Genomic DNA, 25943 nt, shown 5'->3' with positions numbered 1-25943 from the left:
GGCCGGGTGCTCCGTGGGGGAGCACCCGGCCGGTCGCGTTGCGGGTCGCGTTGCGGGTCGCGTTGCGGGGGCGGCTACCGCGGGGCGCGGCCGGCGCCCGAGGCGAGCTCCTTGGCGGCCTCGGTGAGGTCCTTGGCGGTGTCGATGGCCCGCCAGTAGACGCCCTGCGGCAGCTGGTAGCCGGCCAGCCGCTTGCCACGGGCCAGCTGCGGGAAGGTGGTCCGCTCGTGGTCGCCGACGTCCGGCAGCAGTTCGGCGAACTCCGGGCTGAACACGTAGAGGCCGGCGTTGATGAGGAAGGGCGACGGCGGGGCCTCGATGAAGTCCAGCACGTTGCCGAACTGGTCGGTCTCCACGGCGCCCCACGGGATCCGCGGCCGGGCCAGCGCGAGGGTGGCGACGGCGGCGCGCTCGTGGTGGAAGGCGGCCATGTCGCGCAGGCTGAACCTGGTCCAGATGTCGCCGTTGGTGGCGTACCAGGGCTCGTCGGGGCGGGGCAGCGCCTTCGCGGCGTACTTGAGCCCGCCGCCGCGGCCGAGCGGCTCGGCCTCGACCACCGTGCGGACCCGCAGCGGCAGGTCGGCCTTGTCGAGCCAGTCCTCCAGCACCTCCGCGAGGTGGCCGCAGGAGATGACCACGTCGGTGACGCCCTCGGAGGCGAGCCAGGCCAGCTGGTGGCCCAGGATCGGGGTGCCCGTGCCGGGGATCTCCACCAGCGGCTTGGGGCGGTCGTCCGTGTAGGGGCGCAGCCGGGAGCCCTGGCCGCCGGCCAGGATGACGGCCTGGGTCACCGGCACCGGGCGGGCGGCGGAGGTGTGCGGGGGAGTGGCCGTGGGGCCGGAGTCAGCGGTCATGGCTGAACAATAGGCGCACCCGCCGCGGCGGTGTACGGCCCTCCTCGGCCTTCGCCGGCCTTCCTCGGCCGGGTGCGGCCCCGCGCGGCCCCGCGCGACCCCGTGCGGCGCGCGGCTCGGCTCAGCCGGCCGCGCCGGCGGCGAAGGAGCCGTCGCAGACCGGGCGGGCGAAGGAGCGGGCCCGCTGGACGTCGCCCTGGTACTTGCGCACCGCGGCGCGGCCGAGCTCGGTGGCGAGCGAGCTGCAGTACGGGGTGAGCCCGGGCTGCTCGCGCATCGAGCGCTCCAGCAGGTCGAGGGCGCTGCCCGGGTTGTGGGCGCGCAGCTCGTCGAGGAGCGTGACGCGCAGCGCGTCCTGCGGGGCGAGCCCGTCCTGGGACCGTCCGGCTCCCGTCGTCCGGCCGATCCCGGCGCCGTCCCCGCTGGACGCCGCCACGACCTGCTGGTCCAGCGAGGTCGGCGGGGCCCACGGCACCCTGGTCACGGCGAGGGTGCCGGTGGTCACCAGGACGACGGGCAGGGCGAGGGCGACGGTCTGGCCGATGCGGCGAACTAGCTGCTTCACGCACAGGAGCGTAGCGGTGGGTAGGGCCTCCATGGCCCTCGGTGACACCATCGGGTGACACGGTGTCCCGGTTCGTCCCGGCGCCGGGTTGACGGCCGTCACCCGTGGGAGTGGCCGGGGAACGGCGGGAGCCCCGCCGGACCGGATGACGGTCCGACGGGGCTCCGCGGCGGGGCCGGTCGCCTCAGCTGGAGAGGCGGGCGCCGGTGCTGGTGGAGAAGACGTGGGTCTCGTTGGCGATCGGGACCACATGGATGGTCTCGCCGCGGGACGGGATCTGGCGGCCGTGCACGCGGACGACCAGCTCCTTGTCCTCGCCGCCGATCTTGGTGGTGCCGTACACGAAGCCGTCCGAGCCGAGCTCCTCGACCACGTTGACGGTCACGGCCACGCCCTCGATGCCGCCGCCGGAGACGACCTCGAAGTGCTCCGGGCGGATGCCGACGGTCACGGTCTTGTCGGTGCCGGCGCCGGCCAGGTCCTCGCGGGAGATGTTGACGACCGAGCCGCCGAACTTCACGCCGCCGTCGACCAGCGGGACCTCGACCAGGTTCATCGCGGGCGAGCCGATGAAGCCGGCCACGAAGAGGTTGGCGGGCCTGTCGTACATGTTGCGCGGGGTGTCGACCTGCTGCAGGACACCGGCCTTGAGCACCGCGACCCGGTCGCCCATGGTGAGCGCCTCGGTCTGGTCGTGGGTGACGTAGACCGTGGTGATGCCCAGGCGGCGCTGCAGGCCGGCGATCTGGGTACGGGTCGAGACGCGGAGCTTGGCGTCCAGGTTGGACAGCGGCTCGTCCATCAGGAAGACCTGCGGCTCGCGGACGATCGCGCGGCCCATCGCGACGCGCTGGCGCTGACCGCCGGAGAGCGCCTTCGGCTTGCGGTCCAGGTACTCCGTCAGGTCGAGGATCTTGGCGGCCTCCTCGACCTTGGTGCGGATCTCGCTCTTGTTGACGCCGGCGATCTTGAGCGCGAAGCCCATGTTCTCCGCGACGGTCATGTGCGGGTACAGCGCGTAGTTCTGGAACACCATCGCGATGTCCCGGTCCTTCGGCGGCAGGTGGGTCACGTCGCGGTCGCCGATCCGGATGGCGCCGCCGTTGACGTCCTCCAGGCCGGCCAGCATGCGGAGGCTGGTCGACTTGCCGCAGCCGGAGGGACCGACCAGGACGAGGAACTCGCCGTCGGCGATATCCAGGTCCAGCGCGTCCACCGAGGGCTTGGTCGCCCCGGGGTAGACACGGGTCGCCTTGTCGTACGTCACAGAAGCCATGGTCGTGCTCTCCTCCACCGGCAGGAACGTGCCGGACGATCCGAGTAAAGGGCGGGTGGTGCCGCTTCCGCCGGCCGCCCCAGTGGTCTGAACCACTGGACGAACCGACTCCCGGCGACGCTACCTGCGCTTCCGCCGCTTGTCAGCCCCCGGTCGGCCCGATTTCGGCATCGGTTCCATCACGCCCACCCCTCCCGCCCGGCCCCCGGATATCCCCACACCGCCCGCGCCCCGCCCGGTAGACTGCCCCCGGTGCCGCCGTGACCTCGTCGCGGACGGTCACCATGCCTCCTTAGCTCAGCTGGCCAGAGCACCGCTCTTGTAAAGCGTAGGTCGTCGGTTCGAATCCGACAGGGGGCTCCGAAGGTCCCTCCTCGAAGGCCCCCCGGCATGCCGCCGGGGGGCCTTCGTCGTTCCGTCAGGGGCGCGTCGGGCGGAGGCGGCGCAGGGTGAGGGCGGGGGCGTGGGCGGTGAGGAGTTCGGCGGCGCGGCGGTAGGAGAGGCGGGCGCGGCGGGTGTGGGGGCAGCGGTCGGCGGCGGGGGTGGCGGCCGGGGCGCGGCGGGTGGTGAGGAAGAGCGGGCCGGTGGTGCGGCCGGCCAGGAGCAGGGGGAGCAGCCGGGCGGTGGCGGCCTGCCAGCCGAGCGGCGGGGCCGGGGGCCGGGTGCGGCGGTGGACGAGGTCGAGGTCGTCGACGTCGAGGGCGAGGACGGTCCCGACGGTGGCGCCGCTCTCGTGCAGGAGGCGCCAGAGGACCTGTTCGCGCAGCGGGGCGCGGAGCGCGAACAGGGCGCGGAGCTCGTCCGGGGCGAGCGGGGCGGGGCCGTCGGCGGGGGCGGGGAGGGGGTGGTGGCGCAGGCCGTCGGCGGGGTCGGTGCGGATCCAGCCCTGTGCGCGCCACCAGGCGAGGGCGGCGCGCAGGGTGGAGAGCTCGCGGTTGAGGGTGCGCGGGTCGGTGGCCAGCGAGCGGTGGCCGACGGCGGCCCGGAGGCGGTCGGCGGCCTCGGGGCGGTCGAGCAGGGCGAGCGGCAGGACGGGCGGGCGGGAGCGGCGCCGTTCGGCCCCGGTGGGGGCGGGGCGGCCGGCCAGTGCCCAGGCCCAGGTGCGCAGGGCGATCCGGTAGACGCGGCGGGAGCCGTCGCCGAGCCCGGAGGCGGCCAGGTAGCGCTCGACGGCGACGGCGTACTCGACCGGGGGCGGGGGAGCCATTCGGACCTGCTTTCCGCAGTAAACGACGAGGAGTGGGGCCGGTGAGAGAATAGCCCGTGGCGCAGTAAAGAGCAGGTGGAACAGGGTTTTCCAGGGTATTTACTGCGGCGGCGAGGGGGGTGGTGGAAATTGACGGTAAAAGGCTCAGGTTTTTCTCCGGAAAGCCTTGCCGGGGGTTTCCGTCCGTGGGCAGACTGAGCGACCATGACAGGGGAGAAGGAGCGTGCTCCGGCCCGCCGCCGACGGCTGACCGGCCGTCTGGCCGTGCTGGGCGAACGCGATTTCAGGTGGTTCTTCGCCGGGTACGCGACCTCGCTGCTCGGCTCCTCCATGGCGCCGGTCGCGGTGGCGTTCGCGGTGCTGGACGGCGGGGGCGGCGGGACGGAACTGGGCTGGGTGATGGCCGCCCGGATCCTGCCGATCGTGCTGGTGATGGTGGCCGGAGGGGTGGTCGCGGACCGGCTGGGCAGCCGCCGGGTGATGCTGGCGGCGGACGTGCTGCGCTGCGCGGTGCAGGGGGCCTTCGCGGCGCTGCTGATCGGCGGGCACGCGCCGGTGGCGGCGATGGCGGCGCTGGTCGCCGTCTGGGGCCTCGGCGAGGGGGTGTTCCTTCCGGCGCTGGGCGCGCTGGTGCCGGCCCTGGTGCGCCGCGAGGAGCGCCTGCCGGACGCCAACACGCTGCTGGGGCTGGCCCGTTCGGTGTCCACGGTGGCCGGCCCGGCACTCGCCGGGGTGATCACCGCCGGGTTCGGGCCGGGGGCGGTGCTGCTGATCGACGCGGTGACGTACGGGGTCGGGGCGCTCGCGCTGGCCCGGCTGTCCGCGGTGGCGCCGGCCGGCCCGGACGGCGCCGGGGACTCGCTGTGGACCGATCTCCGGGACGGCTGGGGCGAGTTCCGCTCCCGGCGGTGGCTCTGGGTGACCACCGTGCAGATGGCGCTGTTCAACCTGCTGGTCTGGGCGCCGTTCCTGGTGCTGGGGCCGCTGACCGCGCAGCGCGAACTGGGCGGGGCGCGGGCCTGGGGGCTGGTGATGGGCGTGTACGGGGTCGGCGCGGTGCTGGGCGGGCTGCTGATGCTCGGGCGCCGGCCCGGCCGGCCGCTCGCGGTGGCGACGGTGGCGACGCTCGGCTGGGCGCTGCCCTCGGCGGCGCTCGCGGCCGGGCTGCCGCCGGCCTGGACGGCCGCGGCGGCGCTGGTGGCGGGGGCCGGATCGGCGGTCTGCGGCTCGCTGTACGACTCGACGCTGCAGAGCTGGGTGCCGGCGGAGGTGCTGGCGCGGGTGACGGCCTTCGGCGGGCTGGGCGCGTTCGTGCTGGGGCCGCTGGGCCTGGCGGCGGCCGGACCGCTGGCCGACCGGGTGGGGGTGGCGGCCGTGCTGGCCCTCGGTGCGGGGTGGCAGCTGGTGGCCGGGGCGGCGGTGCTGGCGGTGCGCGACGTGCGCGGCCGGCGCTGGGAGGAGCCGGACGGGGGAGCGGTGCCGGGGGCCGGGCGGCCGGCCCCGACGGCGGCGGGTGCCGGCTGAGCCGGACGGTCGTACCGTGGAGGGGTGCGGGGGCGAACGGAGGAGGCAGGACATGCCCGGTTCTCTCACCATCAGCCACCACGAGACGGCCGCGACCCTGGACCACGCGGACGCCGTGCGGCTCGCCGCCGTCCTGGACGAGCTGGCGTACCTGCTGGGGATCCCGGGGCCGAACCGGATCAACGACGCCCAGCTCGCCGCCCTGTGCGAGGGGCGGGCCCCGGACCGGGCCGACCTGGCGCGGTGGTCGCGCGGGCTCGCCGCGGAGCTGAGGGGCCGGCGCCCCTGACCGCGCAGGTGTCGGAGCACCCGCCGGACCCGCCGTACGATGGCGCGCGGGGCGGGTGGTCCGCGCGCACCGCGGAGGGCGGGGGGAACGACGTGGCAGAGCGTACGGCGCCGATGGCCTGGCTGACGGTGGACACCCCGTTGCCGAGCGGCCCGCTGCACGTCGCGGTGACCGCGCAGGGCGTGGCGGCCGCCGGCTACCTCGGCCGGGAGGGCGAACTCCCGCGCTGCGCCGACGAGTCGAAGATCTCCGCGGTCACCGGCCGGGTCGGCGAGTACCTCGCGGGCCGCCGCCGGCAGCTGGACCTGCCGATCGACTGGAGCCTGAGCACCGGCCCGCACCGGGCGGTGCTGCAGACGCTGCTGCGCGAGGTGCCGTTCGGGAGCACCATCACCTACGGCGAACTCGCGGACCGCAGCGGGGTGTTCGGCGAGATCGAGGAACCCGGGCTGGCGGCCCGGACGGTCGGGCAGATGATGGCCGCCAATCCCGTCGCGCTGCTGGTGCCCTGCCACCGGGTGGTGGCGGCGGACGGGATCGGCGGCTTCGGCGGCGGCCGGGTCGGGATCGACGTGAAGCGCTGGCTGCTCACCCTGGAGGGTGTGCTCGATCCGACGCTGGACTGGAACGGCCCGCTCTAGCAGCCGTGATGACGGGTCGTCAGTGCACCAGCTGGCCGGCGCCCGCCGCCAGTCCGGCCGGCCCGCCCGGGGCGAGCGGCGGCAGCACCGGCTGGATCCCGGAGACGAGGGTGTACTCGATGCCCGCCGGGTCCCCGGTCCACTCGGTGTCCGGCCGTTCGCCGAGCGCCAACTGCACCGCGTTCCAGGGCAGGTTGAGCCCGCACAGGCGCAGCTGGTGCAGCCCGCCGGAGGGCCGGGTGTTGACGTCGATGACCACCGGCTCGCCGCGCAGGTGCCGGAACTGCACGTTGGAGAGGTAGGCCATCCCGGTGGCCTCGACCAGCCGGCGGGCGGGTTCGAGGTACTGGGGCGCGGTGGTGAAGCTGCGCCGGCGGCGGTGCTTGCTGCGGCCGACGGCGGCGAGCAGGGTGCCGTCCAGGTCGGCGAGGCAGTCCACCGAGACCTCGGGGCCGTCGAGGTAGGGCATGACCAGCAACTCGGTGGTGGCGTCCGGGTTCTCGCGGGCCGCCCGGTCGAGCGCGGCGACCACCTGGTCGACCTGGACGCGGCTGTCCCAGCCGGCCAGCCGGTGCAGTCCGAACGGCTCGCGGGTGAGGACCCGGAAGCCCTCGCCGCCGGCGCCCGAGGCGGGCTTGAGGCAGGCGGTGAGGCCGGACTCCTCGATCCGGTCGACGGCGCCGACCAGGTCCCCGGCGGTGCGCACCAGCCACCAGGGCGGGGTGGGGAGTCCGGCGTCGGCCATCGCCGCGTAGCCGTCGGCCTTGCTCTCGAAGGCGGCGATCGCGGTGGCCGGCGGGCAGGCGAGGGCGGTGCCGACGGCCTCGAACTCCTGGCGGTGCAGGGATATCGCGAGCTGGTGCAGCCGGGGCACGAAGACGTCGACGCGGTGGCGGGCGCAGTGGTCGAGGGCGAAGGCGACGTAGGCGTCGGGGGTGAGGTCGGCGGGTTCCAGGCCGGCCGTGTCGGCGGCGGCGAGGACGGGGGAGTCGGGGTCGGCGTGCGTCGCGTGGATCCGGACCGGGCGCGGGGCGGCGCGCAACTGTTCGATGAAGAACACGTTCTCGGCGTACGTGCGGTTGAGCCAGACGGTGACGGGGGCGCTCATGGGGCCTCCCAGGGCAGGGGTGAACGAGGGGAAGGGCTGTCTCGCGGCCGCGCTCGTCCAGTGGCCCGTGGCCCTTTGAGGTGGCACCTTAGCGGCCTCCCGAACGGGCGCGTACGCGGGGTGGGCCGGTGGCGCACGGCCCGGGGAAGCAGACCGGAGGGTTTCATTCCGGAAAGAATTAGATCACTTGATCGAATGAATATCGATCAGACATTCTATTCGTACTATTTTTTCGGTTATCCCGACCACCCGAAAGAGTGATTGCGGCGCCCCTCCGAACGGGGTCACCATGATTGTTGCAAGTTGCAAGGCGACACTTCATCGGGTACGGGCACGCGAAGGGCTTCCTATGTCGACCGAAACCAACGTCGGTATTCCTGCACCGGGCGGTGAAGCACAGGCCGGGGAGCAGCAGAGTCTTGCCACGGCCGCCGCGCGGAACCTCGCGACGACGACCAAGTCCGCGCCGCAGATGCAGGAGATCAGCCCCCGTTGGCTGCTCAGGGCACTCCCCTGGGTCCAGGTCTCGGCCGGCACCTACCGCGTCAACCGCCGGCTGCGGCACGCCGTCGGCCGCGGCCGGGTCAGCTTCGACCGGACCGGCAGCGAGGCCCGGATCCTGGCGCCGACCCTGCGCGAGGTGCCGGTGCTGCGCGGCTTCCCGGACGACGCCGTGCTGGAGGAACTGGCCGGGCGGTTCGTCCAACGCGAGTTCTCCGCGGGTGAGGTCCTGGTCTCGGCGGGGTCGCCGATCGACGAGGTCTTCATCATCGCGTACGGAAAGCTCAGCCGCCTCGGTACGGGCAAGTACGGCGAGGAGGCCGTCGTCGGCACCCTGGCCGACGGCGACCACCTGGGCGACGAGGTGCTCCAGCAGGAGAACGCCACCTGGCCCTACGCCGTCCGGGCGGACACCGCGGGCACCCTGCTGTCCCTGCGGTTCTCCGACTTCCAGCAGCTCGCCGACCGCTCCGAGGCGCTCCAGCTGCAGGTCATGGAGTACCTGGCCGGGTTCCAGCAGCCGCAGAACAAGCACGGCGAGGCGGCGATCGACCTCTCGGCCGGCCACCACGGCGAGTACGAGCTGCCCAGCGCCTTCGTGGACTACGAGCTCAAGCCGCGCGAGTACGAGCTGAGCGTCGCCCAGACGGTCCTCAAGGTGCACACCCGGGTGGCCGACCTCTACAACCAGCCGATGAACCAGACCGAGCACCAGCTGCGGCTGACCATCGAGGCCCTGCGCGAGCGCCAGGAGCACGAGCTGGTCAACAACCCGGAGTTCGGCCTGCTCGCCAACGCCGACTACGACCAGCGCATCCAGACCCACTCCGGCCCGCCCACCCCGGACGACGTGGACGAGCTGCTGAGCCGCCGTCGCAGCACCAAGCTCTTCCTGGCCCACCCGCGGGCCATCGCGGCGTTCGGCCGCGAGTGCAACCGGCGCGGCCTCTACCCGGACACCGTCGAGGTGCAGGGCCGCCGGGTGTTCGGCTGGCGCGGGGTGCCGGTCTTCCCGTGCAACAAGATCCCGATCGTCAACGGGACCACCTCGATCCTCGCCATGCGCACCGGCGAGGACAACCAGGGTGTCATCGGGCTGCACCAGACCGGAATTCCCGATGAAGTCGAGCCGAGCCTTTCGGTGCGGTTCATGGGCATCAACGAGAAGGCCGTCATCTCCTATCTGGTGAGCGCCTACTACTCCGCCGCGATTCTGGTGCCGGACGCCGTCGGCGTGCTGGAGAACGTCGACATCACGCACCGCTAGGGCCGACCGCGGCGGGGCCGGCCCGACCCCGGGCCGGCCCGTCGCACCACCAAGGGGGAGGACCCATGGGAATGTTCACGCTGGAGCGCGACCATCGCGAGGGGAACGAGGCGCAGGACGTCCTCGCCCGCGCCCGCACCCTGGTCGACCCGGTGCTCCGGGCCGCCGTGGACTCGCTCCCCGGCACCATGCGCCGGGTCGCCGGCTACCACTTCGGCTGGTGGGAGGCGGACGGCTCACCGTCGACGGCGTCCTCCGGCAAGGCCATCCGGCCCGCCCTGGTGCTCGCCGCCGCCCAGGCCCTGGGCGGCGACCCCGCCGCGGCCACCGCCGCGGCGGCCGCCGTCGAGCTGGTGCACAACTTCACGCTGCTCCACGACGACATCATCGACCGGGACGAGACCCGGCGGCACCGCCCCACCGCCTGGCTGGTGTTCGGCACCACCGAGGCCATCCTGGCCGGGGACGCCATGCACGCGCTGGCCCTGCGGCTGCTCGCCGAGGACGGCCACCCGGCCGCGGGCGACGCCGTGCGCCGGCTGGCCGACTGCGTGGTGGAGCTCTGCGAGGGCCAGCAGATCGACTGCGCCTTCGAGCAGCGCAACGACGTCTCGCTGACCGAGTGCCTGGCGATGGCCGAGGCCAAGACCGGGGCGCTGCTCGGCGCCGCCTGCGCCATGGGCGCCCGGTACGCGGGCGGGTCGGAGGCGGCGGCCAAGGCGATGGACGGCTTCGGCCGGGAGATCGGCCTGGCGTTCCAGCTGATCGACGACCTGATCGGCATCTGGGGCGACCCGGCCGTCACCGGCAAGCCGGTCGGCGCGGACCTCCTGGTCCGCAAGAAGTCGCTACCGGTGGTCGCGGCGCTGGGCTCCGGCACGCCCGACGGGGCCCGGCTGGCCGAGCTGTACGCGCTGGAACGGCCGCTCACCGGGGAGGAGTTGGCCGCCTGCGCGGCCGCCGTCGAGGGCGCCGGCGGGCGCGCCTGGTCCCAGGGGGAGTCCTGCGACCGGATGGCGGCGGCGATGACCCAGCTGGCCCTCGCGGTGCCCGAGCCGTCGGCCGCCGACGAGCTGCTCGCGCTCGCCGAGCTGGTCACCCGCCGCACCCACTGAGCCGGCGCCCGCCGGGGCAGCGGGACGCCGCGAGGAGCGCCGGGGGTGCGGGGGCGCCGGGGGAGCGGCCCGGCCGCCGCCTGCCCGCCGGGCGGGACCGGTCCCGCCCGGTCAGCGCGCCGGGGCGAGCGCCTCCAGCAGGCGCCGCTCCTTCGCCGGCTCGATGCCGTGCAGGATCCGGCCGCGCTTGCGCCCGTCCGGCTCCGTGTCGTCCGCCGGCCCGCGCTGCCGCAGCCACTCCCAGGTGTCCGCGGCGGTCTCGGCGAAGGGCCGGCAGCGCAGCCCGGCCGCCTCGGCCCGGCGGGTGTCGGCCCGCCAGGTGCCCGCCGCCTCCGGCACGTCGGGCATCCAGAGCGGCAGCTCGCTCCACGGCCGGACGCTGTCCGGTCCCTCGGCCGTCAGCGGCCCGTCCGCGACCCAGACGAGTTCGACGCTGCCGTCACCGGCCGCCGCGGCGCAGCCCGCCAGGAACTCCCCGTAGGTGAGCCGGCCGGGCGGCGCCGTGGTGATGAAGCGGCCGGCCGTGCCCGCCGTCAGCCGGTCCAGCCCGAACACCGCGAAGTCCCGGACGTCGATCAGCTGCATCGGCCGCCCCGGCTCGCCGGGCGCCAGCACCCGCCCGCCCCGGGCCATCCGCTCCAGCCACCACGGCAGCCGGCCGCCCTGCTCGTGGGGGCCGATCAGCAGCCCGCTGTTGAGGAGCAGCGCACGGCCGGCGCCGAAGTGCTCCAGGACGGCCCGCTCGCAGCCGGCCTTGAGGGCGGTGCCGAACTCCTGCCCGGGCGGGGTGTCGGCCGGACACGGGTGCCGCGGGGAGGTCTCGTCGACCACCCGGGCCGGCCAGTCGGTGAAGGCGTGGACGGAGGAGACCAGGGTGTAGTGGCCGGCGCGGTCGCGCAGCAGCCGGGCGGACCGCGCGGCCTGGGCGGGCTGCTGGGCCGAGGTGTCGACCACGGCGTCCCAGGACCGCCCCTCGGCGAGCCGGGCCAGGTCGTCGGCCGCGTCGCGGTCGCCGCGCACCGCTTCCACACCGGGCAGGTCGGAGGCCGTGCGGCCGCGGTTGAAGGTGGTGACCTCGTGGCCGCGGGCGAGGGCTTCGGAGGCGAACGCCCGCCCCAGGAAGGACGAGCCGCCGAGCAGAAGGATCTTCATACCGGCAAGGCTGTCCCGGCCTCCACTGCCGCATACCGGCGTTCGCCACGGGCGGAGGCCGGTGCCCGTCCGGGCGGCCCCGGATGGCCGGGGGAGGGCCCGCGGCGGCCGAGATGCCGACCCCCGGGGGCCCGCATAGCATCCGATTCGTACTGGTACGTCCCTCCGCCCCGTCCGTCACGCAGCCGCCGCGCCCCGCCCCGGGGCACGGCGCAGGGAAGAGCGCCACCATGGTCAACCCGGCACTCGTGGACCCGGACACCATCCGCGCGACCGCCGCCGAGGCGTGGATCCGCGGCTACCCGGTCCTGCAGAACTACCGCACCCTGTACACCCAGGCACTGGACGACGCCGACCCGCGCCACACCGGCGGCTTCGGCGTCTTCCGGCACTACCCGCGCCCCGCCACCCCGGCCGACACCGACGTCGTCACGCCCAACAACGACACCCCGTACTCCTGGGCCTGGCTCGACCTGCGGACCGAACCCTGGGTGCTCTCCGTCCCCGCCACCGACCGCTACTACGTCCTGCCGGTGCACGAACTCGACACCGTCTACGCCGGGTTCGTCGGCTCCCGGACCACCGGCCAGGAGGCCGGCGACCACCTGGTGGCCGGCCCCGACTGGCACGGCGAACCCCCGCCCGGCGTCAGGAGCGTCATCCGCACCACGACCCGGCTGGCCGGCATCCTCGGCCGCACCCACCTCGGCGGGACGTCCCCCGCGGACATCGCGGAACTCGCCGCGGTCCAGCAGCAGTACCGCCTCCGTCCGCTGCACGCCTACGCCGGCACGCCGGAGCCCGAGCCCGCCCCGCAGCCCGTCTGGCCGGTCTGGCGCGACGAGGTGCTCGACACCGTCGAGTTCTTCGTCTTCCTCGACTTCCTGCTCGGCTTCCTGCCCGCCGAGGCCGCCGCGCCCGAGGAGGACGGGCTGCGCGGCCGGCTGGCCGACCTCGGCATCGACGGCCGCGGCGAGTTCGAACCGGCCGCCCTGCCCCTGGCGGTCCGCGCCGAGATCGAGCGCGGCATCGCCGACGCCAAGGCCGGACTCGCCCGTGCCGCCACCCGCGCCGAGTCCTCCGTCGGACTCTTCGGCACCCGTGAACAGCTCGGCACCCGGTACCTCGACCGGGCGGTCGGCGCGCTCACCGGCCTGTACGGGCTGCCCGTCGAGGAGGCCTGGTACGGCGGCTGGCAGGCCGACGCCGCCGGCCACCGCCCGCCCGACGCGAGCGAGCACGACCACCTGCTGCGCTTCCCGCCGGACGCGCTGCCGCCCGCCCGGCACTTCTGGTCGGTGACCATGTACGCGCTGCCCGGGCTCCACCTGGTCGACAACGCCCTGGACCGCTACTCCGTCGGCGACCGCACCCCCGGCCTGGTCCACGACCCGGACGGCGGGCTCACCCTCTACGTCCAGCACAAGCGGCCCGCCGACGCCGACCACTCGGCCAACTGGCTGCCCGCCCCGGACGGCCCGTTCACCGTCGTGATCCGTCTCTACGGACCGGACGCGTCCGTGCTCGACGGCCGCTGGACGCCACCGCCGCTCACCCTGCGCTGACCCCCGCCCCCGCCCGCCCCGGCACCCGGGAAGGACCCCCATGAACCAGCCCGAGCTGGAGGCCCTGGCCGCCGACGCCTACGTCTACGGCTATCCGCTGGTCGCCGGCCTCACCACGGTCGACCGCTTCGTGCACGGAGGCCTGGGCGTCCTGCCGCCCACCCCGTTCAACCGCTTCGCCCACGCCACCCGGCTGGCGGGCCCGGACGACGACTTCGCCTCCGTCAACAACGACGTCCTCTACTCGGTCGCCCCCCTCGACCTCTCCGAGGGCCCGCAACTGCTGCACCTGCCCGACACCGCAGGCGCCTACCACGTGCTGCAGTTCGTCGACGCGTGGACCGACAACTTCGCCTACCTCGGCAGCCGCGCCACCGGCGGCGCGGCCCGCACCTGGCTGGTCGTCCCGCCCGACTGGCACGGCACCCCGGCCGACCCCGACCGGGTGATCGCCGCACCGACCACCGTCGCCACCCTCGTCGGCCGCTTCGCCTGCGCCGGGCCGGACGACCTCCCGCGGGTCCGGGCCCTCCAGGAGGGGCTCGTCCTCGAACCGCTGGAACCCGGCGGAGTCGCCGCCGGACTCCCCGCCCCCGACCCCGACGTGCCCGAGCGGCTGGCCTTCTTCGAACGGCTCCGGGTCTGGCTGGCCGCCTACCCGCCCGCCGCCGCCGACCGCGACTACCAGCAGCGGTTCGCACCGCTCGGCCTCCTCGACACCGGTCCCTCGCCGTACCGCGCCGCCGCCCCCGACTGGACGCTCGCCCTGGCGACCGGACTCGCCGCCGGGCGCGAACGCGTCGAGGACGCCACCCGGCCGCCCGAGGACCACCCGCCCGGCGAATGGCGCGCCGCCCTCCACCTGTTCGACCACAACACCGCCTTCCTCGGCCCCGGCACCCGCGACGAACCCGAGTGGCGGATCCCCGACCGCCGCGCCGCCTACCTCAGCCGGGCCGCCGCCGCCCGCGCCGGCCTCTGGGGCTGCCACGCGTACGAGGCCCTGCACGCCGGCACCACCGACGACGCCGACGGCCGCCCCCTCGACGGCACCCACCCGTACACCCTGCGCTTCCCGCCGGACGGGCTGCCGCCGGCCGAGGAGTTCTGGTCCCTCACCGTGTACGGCCTCCCGGACCAGCACCTGGTCGCCAACCCGGCCGCCCGCTACGCGATCGGCAGCCGCACCCCCGGCCTGCGCCCCGACCCGGACGGCGGCCTCACCCTCCACCTCCGCCACGAGCGCCCCACCGCCCCGTCCGAGGCGGCGAACTGGCTCCCCACCCCCGCCGGCCCGTTCCGCCCGGTGATCCGCCTCTACCGCCCGGGCCCCACCGTCCTGGACGGCACCTACCGCCTCCCGCCGCTGCGCCGGGCGTAGGGCGCGGCCCGCCAGGAAGGACGCGCGATGGGTGATGCCGTCGGCCGGATGCTGGCCTCGGCCGCGGGCATCGCGATCACCCCGATGGCGCTGATCGCGACCGTCCTGCTGCTCGCCACGCCCCGGGGCCCGGCCAACGGGCCGGCGTTCGCCGCCGGCTGGGCGGCCGCGCTGACGGCGGTGACGGCCCTCGTGGTGCCGCTCGGGTCCCGGCTCGCCGGGGACGTCGCCGGCCCGGACTGGTCGTGGTGGTTCGAGCTGGCCGTGGGCGGTCTGCTCCTGCTGCTCGGCGCGCGCCAATGGTGGGACCGTCCCCGCGAGGGCCGGGTGCACGGGCCGCCGGCCTGGATGCGGACGGTCGACCGGTCCACCCCCGCCCGGTCCGCCGCCCTGGGGGCGGCCCTGCTGGCGGGCGACCCGAAGAACCTGCTGCTGGCCGTCGCCGCCGCCGTCGCCGTCGGAACCGGCGGCAGCCCGGCCCCCGGCAAGGCGGGGGCCGCCGCGCTGCTGGTGCTGATCGGGTCGCTCGGCACCCTGCTGCCCCTGGCCGTCCATCTCCGCGGCGGCTCCCGTGCCACCCGCCGGCTGGACGAGTGGAGGGCCTGGGCCGCCACCCACAACACCGCGATCCTGCTCACCCTGCTCCTCACCCTCGCCACCGCCCACCTGGGCACCGCCCTGTCGGGCCTCACCACCTGACCCCGACCCGGCCGCCGCGGTGCGGCACGCGGTTCGCGGGGCCGCGTCCTGGGGTTGTGGCCTGATCGTGGGCGTCGTCCTCGTGCGGCGGAGGGTGTCCGGCTTCATCGGGGCGTGGGACCCGGGGTGGCGGTGGACGTGGACGTGGACGTGGACGTGGAGGGGGAGGGGGACGCCGGAGCGGTCGGCTCGGGCGTCGGTGTGGCTGTCGGCGTGGGAGCCGGCGTCGGCGTCGGCGTGGCGCTCGGGGACGGGGTGGTCGTGGGGGCCGGGGTGGGGGCGGTGGGGCTCGCGGTGGGTTCGGCGGTGGCGGGGGCCGTCGGGGACGGGGTGGCGCCGCCGCGGTGCCGGGGGCCGCCCTCCAGGGTGACCACCGCCTGCGAGGGCGGCAGCGCGATCCGGGCGGTCCAGCGGGTCGCGGGGGCGAGGTCCTCGTCGACGCCGACGATCACCGTGATCCGCTGTCCGGGCGCGAGCGTGCCCGCGTCGCGGCTGAGCCGCAGCCAGGGCGCGTCCACGACGGCGTGCCAGTGGATCTCGGTGCCGCCGGAGTTGGTGAGGGTGAGCACCGTGCGGTTGCCGTACTCGCCCGCCTCGACGGTCAGCAGACCACCCGACGCGGGCGCCTCCTCCGCCGCCCCGCCCGTGCCGCCCGCCCCTCCCGCGCCGCCCACCGGGGCGGCGGGGACCGGCGTGGGCCCGGCCGCCGGGGCGGCGACCAGGGCGGGGCCGCCGAGCGCGCTCGCCCCGTGCGCCGGGACCGGGACCAGCGGCCCCTGGACCCCGGGCAGCAACGTTTCTGCAGTGAGCGGTCCTGCCCCCGCCAGCTCCATCCCGGCCACCGCCGGACCGGACCCGCGGTAGGCCCCGCCCGCCGCCCCGATCGCGGCGCCGACCGCCCCGGTGGACCCCGGGGAGCCACCGGCGGTCGCCGCGCCGCCCGCCGGTCCGCCCGCCCGGCCCCCCGTCGAACCCCCTGCCGCACCCCCCGCCGAGCGCTCCCCCTCGACCCGGACCGAGGAGACCGCCGCCACCCCGGGCCCGCCGCCGCCCCGGTGCCCGGCCCACAGGGCGACGACCGGCGCGGCCAGTACGGCGGCCAGCACCCCGGTGGTCACCACCCGCCGCCGCACCGTCGGCCCCCGCCCGGCGTCCGGCGCGCGGTGCCGGGGGAACCCGCCCTGGTCGAAGCGGAGCCCTGGCTCGGCCACCGGCGCGGGTGCCGGCGCCCCCCGCCCGGGGCGCCGGGCCGCCGAGGGCAGGAACACGACGGTCCCGCCCGGGACCGCGCTGCCGCCGGACGGCGCGGCGAGCACCGGCAGCCCGGACAGGCCCGCCGTCCCGTCCTCCGGGACCTCGCCCGCGACCCGCTCCGCCGTGCCCCGGCAGGTCGGGCAGTCCACCACGTGCTGCACCAGCTCCCGGCGCAACGCGGGGCCGAGCACCCAGTCCCGCCAGCTCTCCGCCCCCGCGCCGCCGAGCCGGTCCAGCTCGGGGCAGCTGCCGACGCCGAGCACCAGCAGGGCGGCCCTGGTCCGGCCGACCTCGGCCCGTGCGGAGGCGAGCAGCGCCCGGACGGTCTCGAACGGCTGTCCGAGGACGGCTGCCACCTCGATCGGGGTGAGCCGGTGCCGGACGGACAGCTCCAGGGCCTCGCGCTGCTCCGGGCCGGTGCCGGCCGCCTCGGGCCAGGCCAGCGAGGCCAGTTCGCGCCGCCGCCGGACCGCCTCCGCCCCGCCGTCCCGGCCCGCCCCGCTCCGGTCGCCGCCCGTGGCCGTGCCCGCCGCCCCGTCGGCCAGCCGCCGCAGGCAGCAGTACCGGGCCAGCGAGTACAGCCAGGCCCGGACCAGCCCGGGTTCGGCGAGCCGGCCGCCGTGCCGGACCGCCAGCTCGCGCACCTCCCGCAGGGCGGCCTCGGCGGCGTCGTGCTCGCACAGCACCGAGAGGCAGTAGGTGAAGAGGCCGTCCACCTGTCGCTCGTACGCCGCGAGGACGGCGTCGCGCGGCCCTTCCGTACTCGTCGTCACCCGTCCGACGGTAGAGAGCGCACCAGCCCTGCCTGGGCGATTCCGCCCGGTTGTACTTCTTTCGGGTAACAACATCGCCCATGCGTGGACCCCGCCCGGCGGCCTCACGGGTCCCGGCCCCGGCCCGCTGCTCCGCCCGTCGCCCCGCCCGCTGCTCCGCCCGTCGCCCCGCCCTGTCGTACCCAGGCGCTACGGTGACCGCATGGCTGCCCGTACCAAGACCACCGCCAAGCCGCGCCCGGCCTACCGCTGCACCGAGTGCGGCAACCAGCTGCCCAAGTGGGTCGGCCGCTGCCCGGAGTGCAACGCCTGGGGCACGGTCGAGGAGTACGGCGCGGTGCCGATCCGGACCACCGCCGCCGGCCCGGTCAGCGCGCCCGCCCGCCCGATCGCCCAGGTGGACGGTCAGGTGGCGACGGCGCGCTCCACCGGCGTGCCCGAGCTGGACCGGGTGCTCGGCGGCGGCCTGGTCCCGGGCGCCGTGGTGCTGCTGGCGGGCGAGCCCGGCGTCGGGAAGTCCACCCTGCTGCTGGACGTCGCCGCCAAGGCGGCCACCGCCCAGCACCGCACCCTCTACGTCACCGGCGAGGAGTCGGCCGGCCAGGTCCGGCTGCGCGCCGACCGGATCAACGCGCTCTCCGAGCACCTCTACCTGGCCGCCGAGTCCGACCTCGGCGCCGTCCTCGGCCACATCGAGGCGGTCGGCCCCGGTCTGCTGATCCTGGACTCGGTGCAGACCATCGCCTCCGCCGAGCTGGACGGCGCACCCGGCGGCCCGGCCCAGGTCCGCGAGGTGGCGGGCGCGCTGATCCGGGCCTCCAAGGAGCGCGGCATGGCCACCCTGCTGGTCGGCCACGTCACCAAGGACGGCCAGATCGCCGGCCCCCGCCTGCTGGAGCACCTGGTGGACGTGGTGCTGAGCTTCGAGGGGGACCGGCACGCCCGGCTGCGGATCATCCGCGGGGTCAAGAACCGCTACGGCGCGACCGACGAGGTCGGCTGCTTCGAGCTGCACGACGAGGGCATCGAGGGCCTGGCCGACCCGTCCGGCCTCTTCCTGACCAGGCGTGACAAGCCCGTGCCGGGCACCTGCCTGACCGTGACCCTGGAGGGGAAGCGGCCGCTGGTGGCCGAGGTGCAGGCGCTGATGGTGGATTCGCAGATCCCCTCGCCGCGCCGGACCACCTCCGGCCTGGAGTCGCCCCGGATCGCGATGATCCTGGCCGTGGTCGAGCGTCACGGCGGGGTGAAGCTCGGCAAACAGGACATCTACACCGCCACCGTCGGCGGGGTGAAGCTCTCCGAGCCCTCGGCGGACCTCGCGGTGGCGCTCGCGGTGGCCAGTTCCTCCTCCGACACCCCGCTGCCCAGCAACCTGGTGGCGATCGGCGAGGTCGGTCTGGCCGGCGAGGTGCGGCGGGTGACGGGTGTGCAGCGGCGGCTGGCCGAGGCGCACCGGCTGGGCTTCACCCACGCGCTCGTCCCGCCGGACCCGGGCAAGGTGCCGCCGGGCATGAAGGTGGTCGAGGTGGCCGACATCGGCGAGGCGCTGCGGGCGATCCCGGGCCGCCGCCGGGCCGCCGCCAGGCCGAAGGCTGAGTCCCCGTCGGCGCCGCCGGCGCCCCGCGCGCCCCGGCCGGCGGCCCACCCGGAGGAGCTCATGGACGGGTGGGAGCCGCTCGACTCCGACGAACTGCGCTGACCCAAGCCCTGTCGTTGCCGCACGCAGTTAGACTTTCCCCTGTCTCATTGGTGATAAGGCAGTACTAAGCGACAGAGCAACAGACCGCAGGCCGGCGCCCCGTGCGAGGGCGGGCGGTACGGGGTCGACCGGAGGAGTCACGTGGCAGCCAGCGACCGGGCGGACAAGTCCTCCCGCGAGGAGGCCCTGCTGCGGGCCTCCCTCACCGCCATCGCCCCCGGCACCGCGCTGCGCGACGGCCTGGAGCGGGTGCTCCGGGCCAACACCGGCGGCCTGATCGTGCTCGGCTTCGACAAGACCGTCGAGTCGCTGTGCACCGGCGGTTTCGTGCTCGACGTCGAGTTCACCGCGACCCGGCTGCGCGAGCTGTGCAAGCTCGACGGCGCCGTGGTGCTGGACAAGGACATCACCAAGATCGTCCGGGCCGGCGTCCACCTGATGCCGGACTCCACCATCCCGACCGACGAGACCGGCACCCGGCACCGCACGGCCGAGCGCGTCAACCGGCAGACCGGCTTCCCGGTGGTCGCGGTCTCGCACTCGATGCGGCTGATCGCCATGTACGTCAACGGCACCCGCCGGGTGCTGGAGGACTCCACCACCGTGCTGTCCCGCGCCAACCAGGCGCTGGCCACCCTGGAGCGCTACAAGCTGCGCCTGGACGAGGTGGCCGGCACGCTCTCCGCCCTGGAGATCGAGGACCTGGTGACGGTCCGGGACGTCACCGCCGTCGCCCAGCGGCTGGAGATGGTCCGGCTGATCGCCACCGAGATCGCCGGGTACGTCCTGGAGCTCGGCATCGACGGCCGGCTGCTCTCGCTCCAGCTGGACGAGCTGATCGCGGGCGTGGAGCCGGAGCGCGAGCTGGTCGCCCGGGACTACTTCCCGGAGCGCGCCGCCAAGAAGGGCCGGACCGTCAACGAGGTGCTGGCCGACCTGGAGGCGCTGACCCACGCCGAGCTGCTGGACCTCCAGACGGTGGCCAAGGCGCTCGGCTACTCGGGCTCGCCGGAGTCGCTGGACTCGGCCGTCTCGCCGCGCGGCTACCGGCTGCTGGCCAAGATCCCGCGCCTGCCCAACACGGTGATAGAGCGCCTGGTGGAGCACTTCGGCGGTCTGCAGAAGCTGCTGGCCGCGAGCATCGACGATCTGCAGACGGTCGAGGGCGTCGGCGAGACCCGGGCCCGCTCGGTCCGCGAGGGGCTGTCCCGGCTTGCCGAATCGTCCATTCTGGAGCGCTACGTCTGAGCCGGGCGCACCGCCCGTGAACGCCGGAGCCCGGACCGCCTGAGCGGTCCGGGCTCCCTGCTGTCGTGCCGTGCCGGTGAGGGCGGTTCAGTTCTCCAGGCGGATCGAGGAACGGGCCGAGGCCTGGCCGCCGGAGAGGCCGGTGAGGTCGGCGACCACCAGGTAGGTGCCGGCCGGGGCGGGCGCCGGGTCGGCGGTGGCGCACTGCGGCTTGCTGCGGACCCGGTCCCAGCTGAAGGTCTCGGTCAGCCCGCCGTTGGCGGGGAGCTGGACCCAGCTGCTGTTCTTGTCGGCCGGGCAGTCGCCGGAGGACCAGATGCGCTCGCCGTTGCTGGCGGTGACGGTGATCGCCGAGGCGGTCCGGCCGAGGTCCAGCCGGCAGGTGGTGGCCGAGGAGTTGTTGATGGTCAGCGCCAGCTTGGGCTTGTCCTTGGGCTGGTAGGCGTTCTGCGCGCCGGCCAGATTGAGCGTCACCTGCGAGGAGGCGCAGACCGGCAGGGCCATGATCTCCGGGGTGTTCACCGGGGGCGGGCCGCCGGTGCCGCCACCGCCGGTGCCTCCGCCGCCCGCGCCGCCGCCGGTGGCAGCGCCGCTCGCCCCGCCGGCCGCCGCCCCGCCCGCCGCGGGTGCCGGGCTGCCCCCGCCGGTGGTGCCGCCGGTGCTCACGCTGACGTCGCCGCCGCCCCCGCCGCCGACGGCACCGCCGGAGGCGCCGCCCCCGCTGCTGCCGCTGCCGGGGCGGGAGTTGTTGGCGGGCCCGGTCGGTGAGGCGCCCGGCGTGATCGCCTGGGCGGGCGTCTGGCTCTGCGACTGGGTCGGTGCGGCCTGCGCGGCCTTGTCCTTCGGGCCGTCGTCACCCCCGCCCTGATCGGTCATCAGCCAGATGACGAGGGCGGCGACCGCGACGACGGCGACGAGCACGACGATGCGCCGACGCCAGTAGATCGAGGCCGGCAGCGGTCCTACGGGTTGACGCAGAGAGGGCACGCCCAAACTCTACGAGACAGTGTGTGCCCCTTGACGCACCAACACCGCACAGTCACCCCTTCCTTCACATGATCCGCCATTTGCGCCGTTCGAGGGAGGCCGAATGGGGTGTTTTGCGCCCCGGTCCGGAACACCGTGATCCGCTTCGGCTCCCGACCCGGGCATGGGAGGATCGAAGGGCCATGGCTGCCATCACCGTCACCCCCGCCCTCCCCGCCCCCGCGACCCCGGCCGAAGCGCCGGAGCCCGCCGGGGTGCCGGGGCTCGCGCTGCCGCTGCCCGTCCTGCACACCACCGTCCTCGGCTGGTACGAGGAGAACGCCCGCGACCTCCCCTGGCGCACCCCGGACGCCTCGCCCTGGGCCGTGATGGTCAGCGAGTTCATGCTCCAGCAGACCCCGGTCAAGCGGGTCCTGCCCGCCTGGGAGGCCTGGATGGAGCGCTGGCCGACCCCGGCCGCCCTGGCCGCCGAGGCGCCCGGCGAGGCCGTCCGGATGTGGGGCCGGCTGGGCTACCCGCGCCGGGCGCTGCGCCTGCACGGCGCCGCCGTCGCGATCACCGAGGACCACGGCGGCGAGGTCCCGGACGACCACGCGACGCTGCTCTCGCTGCCCGGCGTCGGCGAGTACACCGCGGCCGCGGTGGCCTCCTTCGCCTTCCGCCGGCGGCACGTGGTGCTGGACACCAACGTCCGCCGGGTGTTCGCCCGTGCGGTGACCGGCGTGGAGTACCCGGCGCAGGCCACCACGGCGGCCGAGCGGCGGACGGCGACCGCGCTGCTGCCCGAGGCCGCCGGGACGGCCGCCACCTGGGCGGTGGCCGTGATGGAGCTGGGAGCGCTGGTCTGCACGGCCCGCGGGCCGCGGTGCGGGGACTGCCCGCTGTTCACCGTCTGCGCCTGGCAGCGGGCCGGCCGCCCGCCGTACGAGGGCCCGGCCCGGCGCGGGCAGTCCTACGAGGGCACCGACCGGCAGGTGCGCGGCAAGCTGCTCGCGGTGCTGCGCGAGGCGCACGGCGAGGTGCCGCAGGCCCGGCTCGACGCGGTCTGGCCGGACGCCGTGCAGCGGGCCCGCGCCCTGGACGGCCTGGTCGCCGACGGCCTGGTCGAGCCGGTCGAGCAGGGCGTCTACCGGCTGCCCCGGTAGGCCCGCCGGCTCCGGGCCCCGGACACGCGCGAGGGCCCCCGTCCGCCGGTGCGGCGGACGGGGGCCCTCGGCTGCGTCCGGTGTCAGATCGCGACGGCCTCGATGGTGTCGGCCGCGGGACCCTTCTTGCCCTTGCCGCCCTCGGCGTCGGCCGACGGGGTGCCGGCCCCGCGCAGCGGCACCTCGCGCATGAAGACCGCGGCGGCGACCGCGATCACCGCGACCGCGGCACCCCACAGGAAGACGGTGTGCATGCCGTTGGCCACCGCGTGGTGGTAGGCGTCCTGGACCGGCGCCGGCAGCGCCTTGAGCGCGGCCGGGCTCAGCTGCGCCGGGTCGCCGCCCTGGGCGGAGCCCGCCCCGGCGGCCGAACCGAGCCGCTCGTTCATGGTCTCGGTGACCCGGTTGTTGAACAGCGCGCCGAACAGCGCCACGCCGAACGAGCCGCCGATGGTGCGGAACAGGGTGGCGGTGGAGCTGGCCACGCCCATGTCCTTGAGCTCGACGCTGTTCTGCGCGACCAGCATGGTGATCTGCATCAGGAAGCCCATGCCGGCACCGAGCACCACCATCCAGCAGGCCGAGACGAAGCCCGAGGTGTCGGTGGAGAGGGTGGAGAGCAGCACCATGCCGGCGGTCATCACGACGGTGCCGATGATCGGGTAGATCCGGTACTTGCCGGTCTTGGTCACGGCCTGGCCGACCACCAGCGAGATCACCAGCATGCCGAACATCATCGGCATCAGCAGCAGGCCGGAGTTGGTCGCCGAGGCACCCTGCACGGTCTGCTGGTAGAGCGGCAGGAACACGGTCGAGCCGAACATCACGAAGCCGACCACGAAGCCGATGATCGAGACCAGGGTGAAGTTGAGGTTCCGGAACAGCGACAGCGGCAGCATCGGCTCCTGGACCCGCTGCTCGACGTAGCAGAAGCCGATCAGGGTGGCCGCGGCCAGCGCGGTCAGGCCGAGGATCTGCTTCGAGCCCCAGTCGTACTCCTGCCCGCCCCAGGTGGTGATCAGGGTGAGCGAGGTGATGCCGGTGGTGAGCAGCACCGCGCCGAGGTAGTCGATCCGGGCCTTGCTGCGGACCTTCGGCAGCTTCAGCGTGACGATCACGACGGCGAGCGCGACGGCACCGAGCGGCAGGTTGATGTAGAAGGTCCAGCGCCAGTTCAGGTGGTCGGTGATGAAGCCGCCGACCAGCGGACCGCCGATGGTGGCCAGGGCCATCACCGCGGCGAACATGCCCTGGTACTTGCCGCGGTCGCGCGGCGGCACGAGCGCGCCCATGATCGACATCACGCCGACCATCAGACCGCCGGCGCCCAGGCCCTGGAGGGCGCGGAAGCCGATGAGCTCGTTCATGTCCTGGGAGAGGCCGGAGAGCGCCGAGCCCGCCAGGAAGATCACGATCGAGATGAGGAAGGTGCCCTTGCGGCCGTACATGTCGCCGAGCTTGCCCCAGATCGGGGTGGAGGCGGCGGTGGCCAGGGTGTACGAGGTGACCACCCACGACAGGTGCTCGGCGCCGCCGAGCTCGCCGACGATGGTCGGCATCGCGGTGCCGACGATCAGGCCGTCGAGCATGGCGAGCAGCATGGTGACGACCAGGCCGATCATGACCAGGCGGATCTCTCGGGCCGAGCGGGGCTGCTCCTCCTCGGCCGGTTGCTTCTCGGGGGCGCCGGTGTCGGCCTTTGGCTGTGACATGGGTGGGTGTCTCCCGGACAGGACGTCGGGCGACCGGCGCGGCCTGCGACGGCCTCCTTACTTGTCGCCCGGCTAGTTTGTGGACCGTCGGCACGGTAGGTTGTGCACTAGCCGGTCGTCAAGCCAGTTTTCGGGCAGGCGCCCTGGGCAGGAAGAATGGACGCAGGGGCGGCCGCCGAACGGATGTCCGCCGCTGCGCCGCGGCGGCCGTCGGCCGGTGCGGGGAACCGGATCACGACGCAGTCAGAGGCAGGCGATGGGCACGATGCACGGCCCCCGTAGCGACACCCGGGCGCGCATCGTCGCGGTGGCCCTGGAGCTCTTCTCCGAGCACGGGTACGAGCGCACCTCGCTGCGGGAGATCGCGGACCGCCTCGGCGTCACCAAGGCCGCGCTCTACTACCACTTCAAGACCAAGGAGGACATCGTCCAGGGCATCGTGGCGGCCACCGCCGCCCCGATCCACGAGCTGATCGCCTGGGGGCGCGAGCAGACCTGGACGCCCGAGGTGCGGGACGAGCTGATCCGCCGGTTCGCGGCCGGGATGTCCGAGCGGGCGCTGCTGCTGCGCTTCTTCCAGGAGAACCAGCCCGCCCTGCGCGACCTGCCGGCCGGGCAGGAGTTCCGGGACAGCATGATCGCGCTGGTCCGGCTGATGCACGGTCCGGGGGCGAGCTTCGAGGACCGGCTGCGCGCGGCGATGTCCCTGTTCACCATCAACTCGGCGCTCTTCCTGCTGCAGCAGGACAACCGGCCCGGGGCCGACCCCGCGGTCGCCGGGGTGCCGGTCGCGGAGGCCACCCGCGAGGAGGCGATCGTGGCCGCCCAGCACGTGGCGCTGGAGATCTGCCGGCTGATCGGCAGACCCGCGCCGACGGACTGAACGGCCGCGACCCGGTCCGGACGGGGGGTCAGAAGTCGGTGACCCCGCGCGCGGACAGGTAGGCGATCGGGTTGATCACCTTGCCGTACTGGTTGGCGGAGCGAATCTCGAAGTGCAGGTGCGGCCCGGTCGAGTTGCCGGTGTTGCCGGAGCGGCCGATCTGCTGGCCGGCCGCGACGCGCTGGCCCGCCGACACCGAGATCGACGACATGTGGGCGTACTGGGCGTACCGGCCGTCCGACAGCCGCAGCACGACCTCCTTGCCGTACGCGCCGTCCCAGCCGGCCGACACCACGGTGGCGTTGCCGACCGCGAGCAGCCGGGTGCCCGGGGAGACCGCGAAGTCCACGCCGGTGTGGTAGCCGGCCGCGTAGTGGACGTTGCGCACGCCGTACGGGTTGCTGGTCGGCGCGCCCGGGACCGGGGCGGACCACTGGGGGGCCGGAGCCGGAGCCGGGGCGGGCGCGGGGGCCGGGGCCGGGGCGGGTGCGGGCTCGGGAGCGGGCTCCGGGGCGGGCGCGGGAGCGGCGGGCGCCTCCGGAGCGGCGGGCTCCGGCTGCGGCTCGGCGGCCTGCTCGGTGCGCAGGTTGGCCGCGACCGCCACGTACTCCTGGGCCGAGTCCTGCTCGGACGGCAGGGTGTACGGGCTCGGGCCGGCGACCTGGACCAGCCCCGAGGCGGGCGACGCCCCGTGCGGCGCGGTGAACGCCGAGCTTCCGGGGGTGGTCGGGTCGACCGTCTGCGCCGAGGCGCTGCCCGAGGCGGCGAGGAGCAGGGCGCCGGTCAGCACGGCCGCACCGGCCGCGGCCGCGGTGGTGGAGTGGTTGCGGCCGGTCTGCCGGAGGAAGGAATCGGCGAGCCGGCACAGGGCCGGCCCCAGAGGCGGGACGGAAGGCATGGAGCTCGACCTCTTGTACGTACGGGGACAGCACACTGAGCCCGGTCGGGCGTGCTGAGCGGGGGACCACTCAGGTGTAACCGTCACCGAGCGGAGTCCCAAACCGTGTGACGTACTACGGCGTGTAGTCATCGTCGCGCCGGAATTCGATCCGACGGAGTAACGATCATGCGGTCGGATCGTCCGCTCATGGGCCG

General features: G+C 75.0%; 22 protein-coding genes and 1 tRNA gene. 13 read left to right on the top strand and 10 right to left on the bottom strand.

The window, feature by feature from the left end:
- Positions 1-74: 74 nt before the first annotated feature.
- From ACFVVL_RS09730 to ACFVVL_RS09720, 3 genes are all read right to left on the bottom strand, one after another.
- Complete coding sequence (locus ACFVVL_RS09730) at positions 75-854, bottom strand: NDP-sugar synthase (protein WP_380290122.1); 780 nt, start codon at positions 852-854, stop codon at positions 75-77.
- 121 nt (positions 855-975) lie between these two features.
- Entirely contained in the window at positions 976-1419 is a 444-nt protein-coding gene (locus ACFVVL_RS09725) for a hypothetical protein (protein ID WP_380290124.1), read from the bottom strand.
- A 184-nt stretch (positions 1420-1603) separates the two neighbouring features.
- Entirely contained in the window at positions 1604-2695 is a 1092-nt protein-coding gene (locus tag ACFVVL_RS09720; protein WP_380290126.1) for an ABC transporter ATP-binding protein, read from the bottom strand.
- A gap of 286 nt (positions 2696-2981) precedes the next feature.
- Here ACFVVL_RS09720 and ACFVVL_RS09715 point away from each other — a divergent pair.
- Positions 2982-3055, top strand: a tRNA-Thr gene (locus ACFVVL_RS09715).
- Between the two features lie 58 nt (positions 3056-3113).
- On the opposite strand, the gene ACFVVL_RS09710 is transcribed toward ACFVVL_RS09715, so the two are convergent.
- Positions 3114-3902, bottom strand: coding sequence for a hypothetical protein (locus ACFVVL_RS09710; RefSeq protein WP_387672943.1), 789 nt, complete (start codon positions 3900-3902; stop codon positions 3114-3116).
- A gap of 204 nt (positions 3903-4106) precedes the next feature.
- Here ACFVVL_RS09710 and ACFVVL_RS09705 point away from each other — a divergent pair, with 204 nt between their 5' ends.
- The 3 genes from ACFVVL_RS09705 to ACFVVL_RS09695 all read left to right on the top strand — a co-directional run bounded on the left by ACFVVL_RS09705 (position 4107) and on the right by ACFVVL_RS09695 (position 6356).
- Positions 4107-5426 carry an MFS transporter gene (locus ACFVVL_RS09705; RefSeq protein ID WP_380290130.1) on the top strand — a complete coding sequence of 440 codons (1320 nt, stop codon included), beginning with the start codon at positions 4107-4109 and terminating at the stop codon, positions 5424-5426.
- Positions 5427-5478: 52 nt separating this feature from the next.
- Positions 5479-5715 (top strand): hypothetical protein, encoded by a 237-nt coding sequence (locus ACFVVL_RS09700; protein ID WP_387672940.1) that lies wholly within the window; start codon positions 5479-5481, stop codon positions 5713-5715.
- 92 nt (positions 5716-5807) lie between these two features.
- Positions 5808-6356: a methylated-DNA--[protein]-cysteine S-methyltransferase gene (locus ACFVVL_RS09695; RefSeq protein ID WP_380290134.1), complete on the top strand. Its 549-nt coding sequence runs from the start codon at positions 5808-5810 to the stop codon at positions 6354-6356.
- Between the two features lie 19 nt (positions 6357-6375).
- On the opposite strand, the gene ACFVVL_RS09690 is transcribed toward ACFVVL_RS09695, so the two are convergent.
- The gene (locus tag ACFVVL_RS09690) at positions 6376-7464 is read right to left on the bottom strand and encodes an ATP-grasp domain-containing protein (protein WP_387672937.1); all 1089 of its coding nucleotides are present in this window, start codon (positions 7462-7464) and stop codon (positions 6376-6378) included.
- Positions 7465-7813: 349 nt separating this feature from the next.
- Between ACFVVL_RS09690 and ACFVVL_RS09685 the strand changes: the two genes are divergently transcribed.
- Positions 7814-9232: a family 2B encapsulin nanocompartment shell protein gene (locus ACFVVL_RS09685; RefSeq protein WP_380290138.1), complete on the top strand. Its 1419-nt coding sequence runs from the start codon at positions 7814-7816 to the stop codon at positions 9230-9232.
- Positions 9233-9297: 65 nt separating this feature from the next.
- Positions 9298-10347, top strand: coding sequence for a family 2 encapsulin nanocompartment cargo protein polyprenyl transferase (locus ACFVVL_RS09680; protein WP_387672933.1), 1050 nt, complete (start codon positions 9298-9300; stop codon positions 10345-10347).
- Between the two features lie 111 nt (positions 10348-10458).
- Here the strand turns inward: ACFVVL_RS09680 and ACFVVL_RS09675 are convergent, their stop codons facing one another.
- A complete protein-coding gene (locus ACFVVL_RS09675) occupies positions 10459-11499 on the bottom strand; it encodes an NAD-dependent epimerase/dehydratase family protein (RefSeq protein ID WP_380290142.1) in 1041 nt (346 codons plus the stop codon).
- 230 nt (positions 11500-11729) lie between these two features.
- Here ACFVVL_RS09675 and ACFVVL_RS09670 point away from each other — a divergent pair, with 230 nt between their 5' ends.
- Genes ACFVVL_RS09670 through ACFVVL_RS09660 form a run of 3 tightly spaced genes read left to right on the top strand, consistent with a single transcriptional unit; the run spans position 11730 to position 15144 of the window.
- On the top strand, positions 11730-13064 hold the full coding sequence (locus tag ACFVVL_RS09670; protein ID WP_387672930.1) for a DUF1254 domain-containing protein: 1335 nt from the start codon (positions 11730-11732) through the stop codon (positions 13062-13064).
- Between the two features lie 40 nt (positions 13065-13104).
- On the top strand, positions 13105-14445 hold the full coding sequence (locus ACFVVL_RS09665; RefSeq protein WP_380290146.1) for a DUF1254 domain-containing protein: 1341 nt from the start codon (positions 13105-13107) through the stop codon (positions 14443-14445).
- Between the two features lie 27 nt (positions 14446-14472).
- Positions 14473-15144, top strand: a complete 672-nt coding sequence (locus tag ACFVVL_RS09660; RefSeq protein WP_387672927.1) for a GAP family protein — start codon at positions 14473-14475, stop codon at positions 15142-15144.
- Between the two features lie 104 nt (positions 15145-15248).
- Here the strand turns inward: ACFVVL_RS09660 and ACFVVL_RS09655 are convergent, their stop codons facing one another.
- Positions 15249-17171, bottom strand: a complete 1923-nt coding sequence (locus ACFVVL_RS09655; RefSeq protein ID WP_387672924.1) for a sigma-70 family RNA polymerase sigma factor — start codon at positions 17169-17171, stop codon at positions 15249-15251.
- A 202-nt stretch (positions 17172-17373) separates the two neighbouring features.
- Between ACFVVL_RS09655 and radA the strand changes: the two genes are divergently transcribed.
- Both radA and disA read left to right on the top strand, forming a co-directional pair.
- Positions 17374-18873 (top strand): DNA repair protein RadA, encoded by a 1500-nt coding sequence (gene radA, locus ACFVVL_RS09650; protein WP_380290152.1) that lies wholly within the window; start codon positions 17374-17376, stop codon positions 18871-18873.
- A gap of 189 nt (positions 18874-19062) precedes the next feature.
- The gene (gene disA, locus ACFVVL_RS09645; RefSeq protein WP_380290207.1) at positions 19063-20121 is read left to right on the top strand and encodes a DNA integrity scanning diadenylate cyclase DisA; all 1059 of its coding nucleotides are present in this window, start codon (positions 19063-19065) and stop codon (positions 20119-20121) included.
- An 87-nt stretch (positions 20122-20208) separates the two neighbouring features.
- On the opposite strand, the gene ACFVVL_RS09640 is transcribed toward disA, so the two are convergent.
- Positions 20209-21108 carry a hypothetical protein gene (locus tag ACFVVL_RS09640; protein ID WP_380290154.1) on the bottom strand — a complete coding sequence of 300 codons (900 nt, stop codon included), beginning with the start codon at positions 21106-21108 and terminating at the stop codon, positions 20209-20211.
- 182 nt (positions 21109-21290) lie between these two features.
- Between ACFVVL_RS09640 and ACFVVL_RS09635 the strand changes: the two genes are divergently transcribed.
- Positions 21291-22253: an A/G-specific adenine glycosylase gene (locus ACFVVL_RS09635; RefSeq protein ID WP_380290156.1), complete on the top strand. Its 963-nt coding sequence runs from the start codon at positions 21291-21293 to the stop codon at positions 22251-22253.
- Between the two features lie 83 nt (positions 22254-22336).
- Here the strand turns inward: ACFVVL_RS09635 and ACFVVL_RS09630 are convergent, their stop codons facing one another.
- Positions 22337-23965, bottom strand: coding sequence for an MDR family MFS transporter (locus tag ACFVVL_RS09630; protein WP_380290158.1), 1629 nt, complete (start codon positions 23963-23965; stop codon positions 22337-22339).
- A 265-nt stretch (positions 23966-24230) separates the two neighbouring features.
- Here ACFVVL_RS09630 and ACFVVL_RS09625 point away from each other — a divergent pair, with 265 nt between their 5' ends.
- Positions 24231-24848 (top strand): TetR/AcrR family transcriptional regulator, encoded by a 618-nt coding sequence (locus ACFVVL_RS09625; RefSeq protein WP_380290160.1) that lies wholly within the window; start codon positions 24231-24233, stop codon positions 24846-24848.
- A 28-nt stretch (positions 24849-24876) separates the two neighbouring features.
- On the opposite strand, the gene ACFVVL_RS09620 is transcribed toward ACFVVL_RS09625, so the two are convergent.
- Positions 24877-25746, bottom strand: coding sequence for a M23 family metallopeptidase (locus ACFVVL_RS09620; protein WP_387672919.1), 870 nt, complete (start codon positions 25744-25746; stop codon positions 24877-24879).
- Positions 25747-25943 lie beyond the last annotated feature (197 nt).

Origin of the sequence: Kitasatospora sp. NPDC058115 (assembly GCF_042884635.1) — a bacterium.
Taxonomy (GTDB): domain Bacteria; phylum Actinomycetota; class Actinomycetes; order Streptomycetales; family Streptomycetaceae; genus Kitasatospora.
This window is presented reverse-complemented; position numbering and strand designations above follow the sequence as displayed.